The 13,602-nt window shown below is 49.6% G+C and carries 14 protein-coding genes; 6 read left to right on the top strand and 8 right to left on the bottom strand.

The genetic code is table 11. The features are described 5' to 3' along the window. Window positions 1-3: 3 nt before the first annotated feature. From ACOGW3_RS23170 to ACOGW3_RS23155, 4 genes are all read right to left on the bottom strand, one after another. A complete protein-coding gene (locus ACOGW3_RS23170) occupies window positions 4-1,314 on the bottom strand; it encodes a M24 family metallopeptidase (RefSeq protein WP_419905105.1) in 1,311 nt (436 codons plus the stop codon). Beyond that, on the bottom strand, window positions 1,311-2,156 hold the full coding sequence (locus tag ACOGW3_RS23165; protein WP_419905104.1) for a 3-methyl-2-oxobutanoate hydroxymethyltransferase: 846 nt from the start codon (window positions 2,154-2,156) through the stop codon (window positions 1,311-1,313). Before ACOGW3_RS23165 ends, ACOGW3_RS23170 begins: the two co-directional genes overlap by 4 nt. 9 nt (window positions 2,157-2,165) lie before the next feature. After that, window positions 2,166-3,254, bottom strand: a complete 1,089-nt coding sequence (locus ACOGW3_RS23160; protein ID WP_419905103.1) for a fatty acid desaturase — start codon at window positions 3,252-3,254, stop codon at window positions 2,166-2,168. 160 nt (window positions 3,255-3,414) lie between these two features. Next, window positions 3,415-4,182 (bottom strand): class II aldolase/adducin family protein, encoded by a 768-nt coding sequence (locus tag ACOGW3_RS23155; RefSeq protein ID WP_419905102.1) that lies wholly within the window; start codon window positions 4,180-4,182, stop codon window positions 3,415-3,417. A 211-nt stretch (window positions 4,183-4,393) separates the two neighbouring features. Between ACOGW3_RS23155 and ACOGW3_RS23150 the strand changes: the two genes are divergently transcribed. Then, entirely contained in the window at window positions 4,394-5,272 is an 879-nt protein-coding gene (locus tag ACOGW3_RS23150) for a LysR family transcriptional regulator (RefSeq protein ID WP_419905101.1), read from the top strand. Between the two features lie 313 nt (window positions 5,273-5,585). Here the strand turns inward: ACOGW3_RS23150 and istB are convergent, their stop codons facing one another. The 3 genes from istB to istA are packed head-to-tail and all read right to left on the bottom strand — an operon-like array spanning window position 5,586 to window position 7,903. Next, window positions 5,586-6,242 carry an IS21-like element helper ATPase IstB gene (gene istB / locus ACOGW3_RS23145; protein WP_419905100.1) on the bottom strand — a complete coding sequence of 219 codons (657 nt, stop codon included), beginning with the start codon at window positions 6,240-6,242 and terminating at the stop codon, window positions 5,586-5,588. 6 nt (window positions 6,243-6,248) lie between these two features. Further along, window positions 6,249-6,398, bottom strand: a complete 150-nt coding sequence (locus ACOGW3_RS23140; RefSeq protein ID WP_419905099.1) for a hypothetical protein — start codon at window positions 6,396-6,398, stop codon at window positions 6,249-6,251. Beyond that, window positions 6,395-7,903 (bottom strand): IS21 family transposase, encoded by a 1,509-nt coding sequence (gene istA, locus ACOGW3_RS23135; protein ID WP_419901087.1) that lies wholly within the window; start codon window positions 7,901-7,903, stop codon window positions 6,395-6,397. Before istA ends, ACOGW3_RS23140 begins: the two co-directional genes overlap by 4 nt. Before the next feature lie 438 nt (window positions 7,904-8,341). On the opposite strand from istA, the gene ACOGW3_RS23130 reads away from it, so the two are divergent. After that, window positions 8,342-8,908, top strand: a complete 567-nt coding sequence (locus tag ACOGW3_RS23130; protein ID WP_419905098.1) for a hypothetical protein — start codon at window positions 8,342-8,344, stop codon at window positions 8,906-8,908. A gap of 211 nt (window positions 8,909-9,119) precedes the next feature. Beyond that, window positions 9,120-9,704, top strand: a complete 585-nt coding sequence (locus ACOGW3_RS23125; RefSeq protein WP_419905097.1) for a hypothetical protein — start codon at window positions 9,120-9,122, stop codon at window positions 9,702-9,704. A gap of 409 nt (window positions 9,705-10,113) precedes the next feature. Here ACOGW3_RS23125 and ACOGW3_RS23120 read toward each other — a convergent pair whose 3' ends face one another. Continuing rightward, window positions 10,114-10,242, bottom strand: coding sequence for a hypothetical protein (locus ACOGW3_RS23120; protein WP_419905096.1), 129 nt, complete (start codon window positions 10,240-10,242; stop codon window positions 10,114-10,116). Between ACOGW3_RS23120 and ACOGW3_RS23115 the strand changes: the two genes are divergently transcribed. Genes ACOGW3_RS23115 through ACOGW3_RS23105 form a run of 3 tightly spaced genes read left to right on the top strand, consistent with a single transcriptional unit; the run spans window position 10,229 to window position 13,585 of the window. Beyond that, window positions 10,229-11,461 carry an ISL3 family transposase gene (locus ACOGW3_RS23115; protein ID WP_419901077.1) on the top strand — a complete coding sequence of 411 codons (1,233 nt, stop codon included), beginning with the start codon at window positions 10,229-10,231 and terminating at the stop codon, window positions 11,459-11,461. The genes ACOGW3_RS23120 and ACOGW3_RS23115 overlap by 14 nt on opposite strands. A 22-nt stretch (window positions 11,462-11,483) precedes the next feature. Then, complete coding sequence (locus ACOGW3_RS23110; RefSeq protein WP_419905095.1) at window positions 11,484-12,527, top strand: hypothetical protein; 1,044 nt, start codon at window positions 11,484-11,486, stop codon at window positions 12,525-12,527. Then, entirely contained in the window at window positions 12,512-13,585 is a 1,074-nt protein-coding gene (locus ACOGW3_RS23105) for a hypothetical protein (RefSeq protein WP_419905094.1), read from the top strand. The genes ACOGW3_RS23110 and ACOGW3_RS23105 overlap by 16 nt, the downstream gene beginning before the upstream one ends. Window positions 13,586-13,602: the final 17 nt, after the last annotated feature.

Genomic DNA, 13,602 nt, shown 5'->3' with positions numbered 1-13,602 from the left:
GCTTTAAATTTCTTTACTGAGGAGATCTTCCTCGAACGGATAGCGCGACAGAGTGATCGGGCCGCTTTCGGTGATCAGGCACTGGTCTTCCAGTTTCACGCCTTCGATCCCGCCGACTTCGCCGACGTAGCTTTCGACACAAATCACCATGCCGGGCTCCAGCTCTCCGTCGTAGTACTGCTCGTCTTCTGTTGAATAGAGGATCACGGGCCATTCATCGGCCATGCCGAGACCGTGGGCCATGCAGGGATAGGGTTGATCGCCAAAGCCAGGCTCTTGCTGATATCTGGCGCCAATGATCTCGGCAAAGCTGGCACCGGGTTGCATGAGCTGGGTGTTGTGCATGACCTCGTTCCAGGCCAGGGTATAGAGCTTTTTCTGATAGTCGCTTGGACGCCCCGGGCCACAGTGGAATGCGCGGCTGATATCGGCGCCATAACTAAAGGGTCCGATCATGCCGCAGTCAAAGACCACCATGTCACCGGCACGGATCATCCGGCTCGAGGCTTCTTGCTGCCACGGATTGGTGCGCTCGCCCGAGGCCAGCAGGCGATAGTCGAGCCACTCGCCGCCGCCTTCGATCAGTGCTTGCCACATCACAGCCCAGAGTTCCTGCTCCATAATGCCGTTGCGCAGCATGTCACGCATGCGGGTCATGCCGTCCTCGGCCACGGCAATGGTCTGGTTCATGGCCAGAATTTCTTCCGGGCTTTTGATCTTGCGGGCATGGGCCAGAACGGGGGCGACGTCACTGAGGATGAAACCTTCGGCCATCAAGGCCTGCTCGGCATGGATACCGGGGCGTTCAATGCCAATCCGCTTACCATCGCCGCAATGTTGGCGCATGAGATCGCCCATTTGGCGGGCCCAGTTGCGGGTCCATTCTTCGTGGCGGTTGCCGGCAAACATGAACGAAAGCGGGAGGAGGTCGTCCCTGATTTCGTCGATAGTCTCGAGCTGGGATCCGGTTTCCCGGCCGGGCTCACTGTCGAAATAAACCACGGGACCTTCGGCGGGGATAAAAAGATAACCCGCCTGAATATGCATCTGGAACAGGGTGCAGTTGCGCACGCCGGTTGCGTAGCGGATCGACAGAGGTTCGACCAGAATGATGGCATCAAGGCCTTGTTTTTTGATCTGTTCGCGCAGCCTGTTTTGGCGATAGGCCCGCATGCGCGGCACGTCGATCATGCCTTCGGTATCAACGGCTTGAACCGGGGGGGTAATCCAGGCGGCCTGTTCCAACGTCAAAGGCTGTGGCTTGGCCGGAAATTTTTTGGAGTAATCGGTTGCGTCGTTATATGTTGGGCTCATTGGTGTAGTGGCCTCCAGCCTTCTAGCGCTTCGTAGAATTTCTCTTTTTCGCCCGGTTTCATGCTCACGGTATGAGCGGGGTCGGGGAAGGAGCCTGCCGTGACTTCTGATTTAAAACCGCCGACGGCTTTTTCCTGTTCGGCGGCAATGGCTTTACGCAGCGACAGGACATCGCCCCAGGCCTTGGCATGGCGCGGGGAATTTTCGACATCACCACAGATATCCATCAAAAAGGAAAAGATCACATCGCCGCCAGATCCTGATCCAATGGAATAGGTCACAAGGTTGGTGTGATCGCGGATGGCTTCGAGCGCTTCGACGGCAACACATTCTACCTCGCAGGCATAAGCACCAGCATCTTCAAGGCGGCGAAAATCTTCGAGCAGGCCTAAGGCCTCTTCGGCTGTTCGGCCGATGGTGCGCAGTCCTCCGACCAGGGTTGATCGGCGCGGCACCAAACCGAGGTGGCCTTGAACTGCCAGGCCTTCTTTTGAAAGGCGTTCTACCACGCCCAAACCACGCGGGGTGTAGATCGCATCCGCACCGCGTTCGGCGCAGCGGATTGCAGCCCCGAGTGCTTCGTCTTCGCTCACGTATTGTACCATGGTTTGTGATCCGGTAACGAAAGTATCCGGGGCACCCGCACGGACTTCGTCGATATCGAGATCGGCAATGGTAATGACGTCGATCCCAAGGTTCGCCAGCATGGCGGCTTCGTCGCGTGTATGCGCGTCAACCTGGGTCATCTTGAGACCCCGGGCCTTATTGGCCTGAATGTCGGCCACGGTCAGGTTGCGTTTGGCAGGGCGGCCGCCATAGGTGTAGATGTTTTTAAAGGTCATTAGCTTGTCCTACATGGTTTTCCCGGCAACGCGCTCATAGCTGCCATCGGTGATCATGTGCGGGGCCTGACGGATGGTCGCGGCCTTGGTATTGCGCCCGAGAGAACGCCGGAACACGACCGAGAGAACCTGGAGATTGGTGCGCCAGAAACCGGGATCATTTTCAGGCAACTGATCTTTGATCGCGATGTGTAAATCCGGCAGGGCATAGAACGGCACCTGGGGGTAGAGATGGTGTTCAACGTGGTTGTTCATATCCATGTAGAGAAAACGGCCGAGCCAAGAGGTGGTGAACGAACGGGTGGATTGCACAATCGAGGGAGAGTTTTCCTGAAGCTCTACATGCTGGATCAGGGTGAAGAGCAGCATCACGGGCGCACCGATAATGCGGGGGATGACAAAGAACAACAGCGGCCAGATCTGCCCCATGATCACCAAGGCTGCCAGCGCCGCATAGATCAACACAAAGATCCGGGCGTTGCGTTTTAGTTTGGGTAATTCTGCCTCGGGGATGACTTCAAGCATCATCGGACTGAAATTGCCAACGGTGAGGCGAACGAGCGCGCGCAGGTGAAACTGAGCCAAGCCGAGGCCAGTGATTTCAAGCAGCCAGCCTTTAAAATCCATCGGGGTATCAAAGGGCATCTGGCTGTCTTTGCCGACAAACCAGGTATAGGTGTGATGGTTGGTGTGGGTATAACGACGGTGCAGGGGCTCTTCCACATAGATCAGGGAGGTAAACCAAAGTACAGTTTCGTTGAGCCACCGGGTCTTGAACGCAGTACCGTGCGCTGTCTCGTGTGACAGGGAATAAGATGGCACGCTCAAGAAAATGCCATAGACCAACATCGCCAGCCATAACACCGGATTGGCCCAGATTGAGGCACCTAATAGCCAGCTTTCAGGGGTGTAGTTTATGGCAAGGGGGATCATCGCCCCGGTCACGATCAGAAAGGCAAACCACTGCGCGAGGTAAATCAGACCGGGACGGTCCGACCTGCGCGACATGGCTTTGAGCTTTTTCTTGTCGAGCTTGATGCCCGAAGATGCAGCATTGGTCGCGACAAAGCTATGGGTATCAGATGAGGCACTGGACATGTTTTCATTCCTGATATTTATCTTTTATGCAGGCAGCACAAAGGGTTGGCTAGATCTCGTGTTAGGTGATCTGGCGTTAAGCGCGTTTGGTTCGCCTGGACTGATTGCTTGTTTGTTACTTTAACGAGAAGGCACTAAGTGCCTTATTCTCTAATAAGCCCTATTCCCGATAAGAGGGATCCGTCTTGTCGAGCATCGCTTTGAGATGATCAAAGTGTGCAAAGGCGGCGTCGCCAAACTCTTCCCAGCTTTGGGCGGTCTTCTCGGCGATTTCATCGCTTAGAATGTTCAGTTCCTGTCCGGTGGAATATGCCAGGATCAAGGTCTTGGCCGCACGTTCGAGGAAGTAGAGATCTTCAAAGGCTTCGGCTACGGTATCGGCCGCGACGGATACGCCGTGATTGCCCATCATCATGATCGACTGATTGCCAAAAGCACGGGCAATACGCTGGCCTTCTTCAGCTTCATCTGCGAGACCGCTAAAGTTACTGTCGATGGACATGCGGTTGAAAAAACGGGCCGTGTTCTGATCGATCGGCTTCATGCTTGGATCTTTCAGGGTGGCCAGGGTGGTGGCATAGATTGGATGACAGTGCAGGATAACCCGGGCGTTGGGCACAGCGGCGTGGACAGCACCGTGGATGCACCAGGCGGTGGTGTCCGGGGCATCGGGGCCGTTCATGACTTCGGGATCACCCGCATCCAACAGAAGCAAGTCGCTGGCGCAGATTTCGGAAAAGTGTTTCCACTTAGGGTTCAACAGGAACTTCTTGCCATCGCTTGATACCGCGGCAGAGAAGTGATTACCCACGGATTCGTGCCAATCAAAATGCACAGCCAACCGAAAAGCAGCTGCGAGATCTACCCGGAGTGCCCATTCTTGCGCATCATATTCTTGCCCCGTCCGGCGGCTTGTTACCTGTGACATCTCTTTATTCCCAAGATTTTGTACATTGTCAGATCTGATGGTCTTTTTGCGCCGATCAGTATGCTGAGTTCATTTTTAAGTTCTGGCTTAGAGTGAAAGACTTGGCGCCACTTTACAAACGAGAAAAGTGACGTACTGTCATAAGTCAAACTAATGCATAACTAATGTGCAAAAGACTTGGGTATTCAAAGAACGGGAAGAGCAATAAACAATGAGTGGAAAACAGCTACCGCCGTTGAACTGGCTGCGCGCGTTTGAGGCTTCAGCCCGCCATCTTTCCTTCACCGGGGCGGCGCGCGAGCTGAACATGACCCAGTCGGCGGTATCTCAGCAGATCAAAAGCCTGGAGCAACACCTCGGCCACCCCCTTTTTATTCGTCAGCCCCGGGTTTTGCATCTGACCGAAGCAGGGGAGCGCTATCTCCCGGTTATTCAAGATGCCTTTGAGCGCCTGCAGGCTGGCACGCAATCTCTCACCGGGGGCCAGCGCCATCAACGCCTGACCATTCAGTGCAATATGGCTTTTTCGATTTTTTGGCTGGCCCCGCGCTTATCAAAATTGCTCGATAAACATCCCTGGCTGAGCATCAACGTGGTGCCGGAAATCTGGACCACTCAGACCGAACCCTCGGCCTCGGTTGTGATCCGTTATGGCCGTGAAATTGCAAAATCTAGCGGTGCGGAACGCCTGGCCCAGGGCGCGTTCTATCCCGTGTGTTCTCCTGCGTTGGCCGCCACAGCCGACTGGCGCAAAGACCGTCTGTTTGATTGCAGTGCCGTGCTATGTTCCTGGGAGGCATGGTTGTCAGATCAGGGTTTGCGCTTACCTGCGGATCAGATCGTCAATCTGGCCTCAACCTATTCCATCACCCTGACCTCTGCGATTAACGGCGCTGGCCTTGCCATGGGCCACGACGTCCTGGTCCAGGACATGATCGATCAGGGACGGCTGGTCAGACCTTTTGAGCACTCTGTCCCCATGCAAGAAGCCTACTTCCTCATGCTGCCCGCCCGCCACAGCCAAACCCCCGCCACCCGCGCCTTCATCGACTGGATCCAGGACGAGTTTACGGGGCAGATGAGAAGTTAATAGTTATAGTGTATAATGTTTAGTGAATTTCAATCGACAAGGGAGGAGTGATGTCTCGCGGGTACAAGGTAATACTTAGTGTTACTCTGTCACTCTATATTCTCGGTTATGTTTTTGGCGGGCCCGCTCTTTTTTATACCAGAGAGAGTAACTTTCTAAACAATACTGCGGGAGCCATAATCAAGTACACCTATGATAGGCCAATTTATTACATTATGGGCGGATACGATAATTTCTGTAGAGCGTCAACCACTTTGTCCGGTTGCGTCAACCACCTTGGCCGCTTTTGATGCGGCTGTGATCTGACGTTTATTTACGATGCTTCAGGCATATTTTTCACCTTTTTGTTTGTGGTTTTCCGCAACATTTTTTTGAGATTTTGGGCGGCTTCCCATTGTCTGTAGCTGTCGATATTCATCTCAAGAATGGTTGAGTGGTGAACAAGACGATCGATTGCTGCAACGGTCATGGCCTTATCTTGAAAAATATTGTCCCATCCGCTAAAAGGTTGATTGGCAGCAATTGCAATACTTCGGTACTCATATCGTCTGGCGATCAATTCAAAGAGCACGGATGTTTCAGATATATCCCTTTGTGCATAGGTAATATCATCGAGAATGATGAGATCAAATTTATCGAGTTTTGCGAGGGCGTTTTCGAGCATAAGTTCACGTCTGGCAGCCTGGAGTTTTTGCACCAGATCACTGGTTTGCGTATAGAGCACACGGTATCCAGCCTCTATAAGAGCATAACCTACGGCGCATAGGAGATGAGTTTTTCCTCCCCCTGAATTTCCAATGGCAATCAGATTTGCTCTTGCGTCAATCCAGTCACCGGCAGACAAGGCTTCGACCTGCGCCTTTTTCACGTTAGGCAGCCGCTTGAAGTTAAAAGTGGCCAGAGTTTTTCCGCCCAGCAGGTTTGATGCGTTGAGATGGCGTTGAATGCGTCGCGTGTCCCTTTCGGCCAATTCATATTAGGCCAAAACGGCAAGGAACCTGGCTGCTGACCAGCCCTCCTTGTCGGATTGGATTGCGATATCTTGCCAGTGTTTGTGAAAGCTGGGTAATCGTAAGTCAGTTAGCATAAGAGGCAGCTTGTGCTGATCCACTTCAATGTTTGTCATGCCCGATCCTCCAACAGAGTATCAAAGACTGATAATGAAGGTTGAACCACGGGAATATCAGGAGGTAAATCCGTGTTCTTTTTTGTGATATTCAGCTTAAGTTTTTTTGCGCAAGGTAGCCTTCCTGCATTGATTTCTCTCGAAATCAGGTGCGCGACTTCGGCCTCACAAGCCTCTTCGTGCGCAAGGAAAAGTATCCCAACCATCTGACGACACGCATCTCTGCGGGACAACTTTTTCTGAAACAATGTCCAGGCCAGGGAGTACTCGGTTCTTGGAAAAATACTGTCACGATAAATAGAATTGGCGAGTGCCTGAGGTTTACGTTTGAGAGCATGAATGACGTGATGATAATTGATAACATGAATGCGGGGGCCTTTGCCGTGCCCCCGCTCACGAGAATGGCTGACGACATGAGTGCTGCCTAGATAGGCTTCTATCCGGTTATCGTAAATATGGACACGCAAGCGTTGACCAATTAGGCGAGAAGGGGCGCTATAAAAAACCTGCTTAACTAAAAAACCACTTGTTTTGGTAACTCTCGACACGACTTCAGTGTAATCTGTTGTTCGCCGAGGAGGTAACGCCTTGAGAGATTTCAACTCTGTTTGGATATCTTGGTCACGATGTTTGTTCCGTCTAGCAATCAGCTCGTCCAAAAATCGCCGATACTCATCCAAAGTGTCAAAGTCATTACTGCCACGCAAAATCAGGGCCTGCTTTATCGCAGTCTTAAGGTGACCGTGGTGAGATTCAATGGCACCGTTCTCGTGTGATTCCCCTCTGTTATTTCGACTGGCCTCCATACCGTAGTGCTCAACAAAAGCAGAATAACGTTTGGTAATGTCCTCCTTTTCCTCAACGCTCAAATTCCGAAAGGCCGCAGACAGGCTGTCGGTCCGGTGGTTTTCAGGAGCGCCCCCCAAGGACCAAAGCGCATTTTGTAAGTTCTCCGCAAGGGCTGTAAAACTCTCACCGCCAAGTACGACCCCAACATGTTCCCATCGGCTATATACCAGAACAAAATGATAGAGCCGATGCACCAAAGGATCTCCTGCAATGGTAATACTTAAGTCGGCTGCATCCGTGAAATCTGATTGGCCCATGTAACCCGGCTCAGGTGTTTGCCTGAAAATGATATCCTTTTCAGGGCCATTCAGAGCCCGCCATCCCCGAACTCGGCGCTCTAACGTGCGCTTGACACGGTCATCGGGAAAACGGAGCGGATAGAGGCTCTGTATGTGGCGCAACAAAGTAATGGGTTTGACCGAGTTGTCTTTATCCAAAATGGGAAGGATGTCCTTATCCCAGATATCTTCAAGCGGATCAGAAACTGTTCGCCCTCGCTTTATATTGCGTTGTGACGGTAAAGTCGCATCAACGTCAAATCGGCGGGCCGTGCGTTCGCTAAACCCTGCGCGGGCAGCGGCGGTTCGTTGACCATGAGTTTTTCTATCTGTCATGTAAAGTCTCAGTTGTTCATCTGTGATAAATTTATACGGCAAACAGGTTCCTCCAATTACATCTAGAGGTTCCTAATTTATCAACTCACAGCAGCTTGTAACTAACACCAAATTAAGCCTTGGCCGGTGGATCTGATTATCAAACGGGCACGCCCTTTTTAATGATCAGATCCACCGGCCAAGGTGGTTGTCGCAACCGGCCAAGGTTATTGTCGCTGAACAAATTTCCTTACAGCCAATTGGAAAAAGCTTGCTGCATTTTGGTGTGAATTTGAACCAGAATGTGTTGTCTGGGTGGCTGAAGGACAAAAAAAGGTAGATCAGGAGAGAAAAGACATTGAACCATGAAGAATCAATAAGGAACTATTCTCATATATTGGAAATTGTAGAAAAAAGACTTCTAACAATTTACCAAGCTTTTTCTGATGGGAAGAAGCATTTATTTACTTCATGTGAACTGCCGAACAAGACAGATAATTTATGACTGATAAATTACATACTCCAATAAGAAGAATTATAAATGGAATTGTTGCGTTTTGGTTGGTTGCCATAATAATTGGCATGGTTATAGCAAATGACACTGCAGTAGAAAGTGCATATAAACACGTCAATGAACATTCAAAAAATCTACATAGTTTTTCGGATGTTTCTGAAAATAGCTATTTTAAAGCGATACATATTTTATTGCCCGTAAATCCGGCGAATATTTCTTTATGGGGTGATAAGTCTGATAAGGATGGGTATGTTTTATCATTTTCTACGGTACTTTTTATAATTCTCAGCACGGTAGTGGTCTTAAAAAGTAGTAAGAAAATACTTTACCAAGTCCCGATTATATTTTTGGTTTGTGGTATAGTGTTTTTGTTTGGTGATGTGAATAGTGCTGTTCCCCTTATTTTGTCTAATTGTATATTTTATGGATTTGCAATCTATTGCATATATATTGGGATTGTAAAAAGTAGGTTAAATATCAAACTATTCGGTATTGTTTTTTGGCTTTGGCCTAATGTATATCAGGTAATGTTTTTAGACGGGTTGTATATTTAATTATCGATTTATAAAAATGTATATGAGCTTGAGAACAATGAGGGGGCTGGATATCTAGAAACTAGCCATTTTGTTGTACAAGTAAAATAATGAAAGAATTTTTCGGCCACTTAGTACATTAAACGATAAATTTTGCGCTGTCTTTGATGCTCAGGCACAATGGCTTGGTAATTTTCTTCCGTATCAATTCTCCACTTTTTAGATTGCTTAGATGTCATTTCTTTTTGAGTTTTTTCTCCACGTCGGTGCCCGTGATTTCCTTCCCTATTACAAAGAGCTGAAGTCTGAGGGGCGCATTAAGTCGGGTGTGGTTTCCTATTACCTGCTGCGCTTTCTAGGCTATAGCCTGCTTTCCATTGCTATAGCTGTATTATTGCTGTGGGTCCTGGGTGGACTTACTTTTGACGGCGGCATCAAGCTGGATCTGACCCTCAATGTTCCGGTGCCGATTTCGCTTCTGGTATCGCTCTATCTGTGGTGGACCATGATCGAGATGGTCGGCAATACCCTGCACATCTATAGCCGGGGCGGGATTGCCAAGGCCACCGTGATGGGGACCAAGTCGCGCATGGGGCGGGGGTTTAATGTGCTGCTCCGCTTCGAAGCCGATGGCGAGGTCATCGAAACCAGCTTTAACAAACAAATCGGTCAGAAAAGTTATTGGGATAGTCTGGGCGGGCAGGGGCTAGATATTATCTATGCGGAAGACAATCCGGAATTGACCCTGGAATATAAGCCCGCAACCTTTGTTGATCGTTGTTTGGATAAGGATCGCCCAGAACTAAAGTTATCATAAGGGAGCCAAGAGTATATTTTCAGTATGGTAACTTTTAAGCTGTTATAAGGTTGGTGTTGAGAGAATTGATTTGGCCGGAATCAATAATGACCAGTTGGGGATGAGTGTTGGCGCAAAAGAAGGCTAGGGCACTAAAGCAGGGCTTACCCGCAATAAATGAAATGGAGACCAGTGATCTGGTTGATTTTCTGTTGCAGGAACGGCGGTCTTTTATTGCTGAGCTGGAAACCCGTAATCCGCCCTTGTCGTCTGCCGAAGCAAAACATGAAATTGAAAGCTTTGATGAGGCGGTTCAGCTGGTCCTGCAAGATCAGATTGAAGCCCAAAGACCCCAGTTCGAAAATGAGGGCCTCGAAAATGACGGCCCCAAAAATCAACCAAAAAAGAAGCCCAGGAGTAACGGTAATGATTATGACCTGGGCGAAAGATGGCTCTTCTCCGCTTTGTTGAGTAGAAAAAGATGCCGACCGCCAAGTAACCTGTTGATATGTATGGTTTCTGATAACTTTACATAGAGCAGGTATATGACAATCAACATCTCGCAGCATATTTTAGGCCTCAAAGGGCAACGTGTAAATGAAATTAAACTGGATGACGGCGGTGTTAAGATTGTCATTCACTGCAGCCGAGACGCGCGTAGGAGGGCTATAGACCCTGCTACAGGCCAGAAGGGAAGCATCAACCAGCATGTCCGCCGACAAGTAAACGACATCCCCCTTTTTGGGTATCCTTGTGTGGTCGAGATTGAGCTGGCGCAGGTTTATATTAACAAGGGCGAACGCCGCATTGAGGGGTGTGATTTTGTTGATAAAGGGTGCCGTTTCACTCACCGATTTTGCCGACTGATCAGTGGATTATGTCGGCATATGTCTATTCAAGCGGTTTCCAGACATTTGGATATACGATGGGAAACGGTCAAGAATATCGACAGGGCATACCTTATTGAAACTCTCCCTACGCTTGATCCTGCAGAGCTAACTGGCTTGGAATATATTGGTGTAGATGAAGTTGCCCGGGCGAAAGGTCATGACTACATGACGGTGGTCTACGATATGGTTGGCGGTCATCTGATCTGGGTTGAAGCAGGCCGAACTGCCGAGGTTTTTTCAAGGTTTTTGAAACAACTGCAACCAGATACAGCCTGCAAAATAAAGGCCGTAGCGATGGATATGGGGCCTGCCTACCAAAAGGCTGTCAGAGAGTCCTTGCCGTTGGCCGACATAGTATTTGACCGTTTCCACGTCATGAAAAACTACAGCAAAGCTATCCATAATCAGCGTCGACTTGAGTTCAGAAAGGCCGATCCAAGTGGTAAAGAGTTGATGAAAGGGACACATTATCTGTTGCTCAAAAATGCGGATAAGTTGAGTGAAAAACAAAGTGACAAGCTGCAAAGGTTGCTGGAGAGCAATAGCAACCTGAATGCACTTTACGTCTTGAAAGAACAGCTTCAGCTGCTGTGGAGTGCCGCTTCATTTGAGGCGATGGCGGAGCAACTGGAACGTTGGTGCCTGATAGCAGATCAGTCACAGATGCTCTATCTAAAAAAGTTCGCGAAATCCCTACGGAAACATTGTGTGGGCATCTGCAACTACGCCAAACACAAGCTCACAAGCGCCAGGATAGAGGCTGGTAATGTCAGTATAGGAATGATCCGTAAGCGAGCCAGAGGCATCAAGGATACCGAATACTTCAAACTCAAAATTAGACAATCATCCATTCCAGATAATCAATCTATGCTCTATTTGAAATCCTAAATCTACTCAACAAAGCGGAGAAGTGCCCGAAAGATTGGGATGGGAGCCGGAAGATGATCCCAAAAAGGTCATAACACAAGCCTCTGCTCATGCTGTAGAAACTAATCCTAAGGAAACCCCGGAACCGTACGACATAGAGTTAAAAGATCAAGTGCCAGAAATACTTGAGCCAGAAGTACTTGAGTTAGAAATATCTGAACGGGAAATACCCGAATTAGAGGTGCCCGAGTTAGAAATGCCCGAGTTGGAAATGTCGGGCCCTGATGACGAAACGCTTGAGCCGATAACGCTAACGCCTTTGGAAAAACCGCTTGTTGCCGATGCGCCTGTCACGGGGACCATTGGAGAAGCAGAAGAGAATTATCCCGAAGACTGGCCGGATATCTTACCCGCAGCAATTCTCCCAGATCCTCAACTTCACAATAGATCTCATCAAAGCAGGGGTTCTCATCATAACAGTGGGGCCAATCAACATAGCGGAGCTAATCACAGCCTATCGGACCATCACGATGATCTTGATGACGGGGACTTTAAGGATCACACCAGATATCAGATTAATCGGCGCGCAGAAAAAAAGCCCATAGGTGGGCTGCTCGGCATGCTGATCGGGTTAATGGTTCTAGCCATATATATCCTGCTACCGCTTTTGGCGACGACATCCCCGTTGGTCACCCCGGCGATGGCCTGGGAGGAGCTAATTAATATCGGTATTATCAGCGGACTCTTTGCGGTGGGAACCTTTCTTTGTTCGATCCTCAATAGCCACCGGTTTAGTTATGCGCTCTATGCCGGCGTGGTGTTCTTTGGCCTGAGCTACGGCGCGCATCACTATGCCCCTGTGCGAAGTTTTATTGATACAGAAAAGTTTGTTCTTCCGTTGATCGCGGAACCGATGCGAGAGGGCTATTTCCGCGCGGCGGAATACACGGGCCTGCCTGAAAAAACCGGTACAATTAAGCTTATGCCCGGCGATTTTCAGGGAGGAGTGCCGGGAGATCACAAAGTATCTCTTATGCAACGGCAATCGACCTTTGATCAGGAGGTTGAGGGGTGGCTGGAACAGTGAGTAGCGCCCGGATTATAAGCCTTCTTCCTAAGAGCGCTGTTCTCTTTGCGGTGTTCGCGGTGGCTCACTTGGGATCACTATCTGCGCACGCGGATATTGCCGGGCGGGAAGAAGGCAGTTTTCAATTTCTCCTCCAATCCGCAAGCCCGCCAAAAGAAGGGGTTCGCATACAAAATCAATACCCGGGCTTTGAATATGATGTTGGCTGGCAGGTAGAGGATGTGGAGGGTAAAGCAGTTACTTTCGCCCAAATTATGTGGTGGTTTCCGCAAAATATGAGGTTTCCCTTACCCCAGCCGCCGGGGGGAAATGCCCCGATGTCACAAATCCCCGAAACGATCTGGAGGCATATCGCGCTTTATGATCTCAAGTTCCAGGTGATCCTCTACCGCAAGGGAACACCAGGGAAGCGTTACTCTCTGATTATGGATCTTGGCATTCCCAATGATCCCGGCGAGAAAAAATGGAGCTTAAACGTCCCGGTGGTTCGAGCATGGGACCGTCTGCTTACCCACTATGAAGGACCCGGTCAAAACAACGATATATATCTGACTGCCGATGAAGCAATAGCTCTGATAAACCCGAGCAACCAGACGAATGCCGCTGAGCCGGGAGATAAAAACACAATCCTTGTGGAGAATTCCTGGTTGCTGGATCCGCAGATGAGTACCGTTGATTTTAATCATGAACTGCTGACAACGCGACTGGACTGGCATGCGGATATTATGGTCCGTGCCATTCGTGATCAGGTGGGGATACTCAAAAACGTAGTACGTTTGCCCACCGAGAAAATAGAGCTCAGGCTTGGAGTGTACGAAAGCTTGCTCCATAAGGATATGGTGGCCATTCCTGATGATCTGCAACATCTTTTTGACAAGTTGAATTCCGGCGTACCTGAAAAATATATTTCCCCCGCGCGCCGGGCCTATTACCATAAAGAGCGCCTGAGAATTATAGAAAAAGCCAAGCGGGAAGAACTGCTTTTAAGTTTGGGGCGTTATGTTGACGACTATCCTGTGTGGTTTAATAACAAGTTGCAGGACCTGGGCCTTGAATAATACCCACAGTGTTTCTC

The sequence above is a fragment of the Kiloniella sp. genome, from assembly GCF_965205715.1.
Lineage (GTDB): Bacteria > Pseudomonadota > Alphaproteobacteria > Kiloniellales > Kiloniellaceae > Kiloniella.
The sequence above is the reverse complement of the archived record's forward strand: the minus strand, read 5'-3'. Positions and strand labels throughout refer to the sequence as shown.

Bases quoted from the DNA above. Each gene is read 5' to 3' on its own strand.
- ACOGW3_RS23170 (WP_419905105.1), bottom strand. From the start codon at position 1,314: ATGAGCCCAACATATAACGACGCAACCGATTACTCCAAAAAATTTCCG.
- ACOGW3_RS23165 (WP_419905104.1), bottom strand. From the start codon at position 2,156: ATGACCTTTAAAAACATCTACACCTATGGCGGCCGCCCTGCCAAACGC.
- ACOGW3_RS23160 (WP_419905103.1), bottom strand. From the start codon at position 3,254: ATGTCCAGTGCCTCATCTGATACCCATAGCTTTGTCGCGACCAATGCT.
- ACOGW3_RS23155 (WP_419905102.1), bottom strand. From the start codon at position 4,182: ATGTCACAGGTAACAAGCCGCCGGACGGGGCAAGAATATGATGCGCAA.
- ACOGW3_RS23150 (WP_419905101.1), top strand. From the start codon at position 4,394: ATGAGTGGAAAACAGCTACCGCCGTTGAACTGGCTGCGCGCGTTTGAG.
- ACOGW3_RS23140 (WP_419905099.1), bottom strand. From the start codon at position 6,398: ATGACAAACATTGAAGTGGATCAGCACAAGCTGCCTCTTATGCTAACT.
- ACOGW3_RS23130 (WP_419905098.1), top strand. From the start codon at position 8,342: ATGACTGATAAATTACATACTCCAATAAGAAGAATTATAAATGGAATT.
- ACOGW3_RS23125 (WP_419905097.1), top strand. From the start codon at position 9,120: ATGTCATTTCTTTTTGAGTTTTTTCTCCACGTCGGTGCCCGTGATTTC.
- ACOGW3_RS23115 (WP_419901077.1), top strand. From the start codon at position 10,229: ATGACAATCAACATCTCGCAGCATATTTTAGGCCTCAAAGGGCAACGT.
- ACOGW3_RS23120 (WP_419905096.1), bottom strand. From the start codon at position 10,242: ATGTTGATTGTCATATACCTGCTCTATGTAAAGTTATCAGAAACCATA.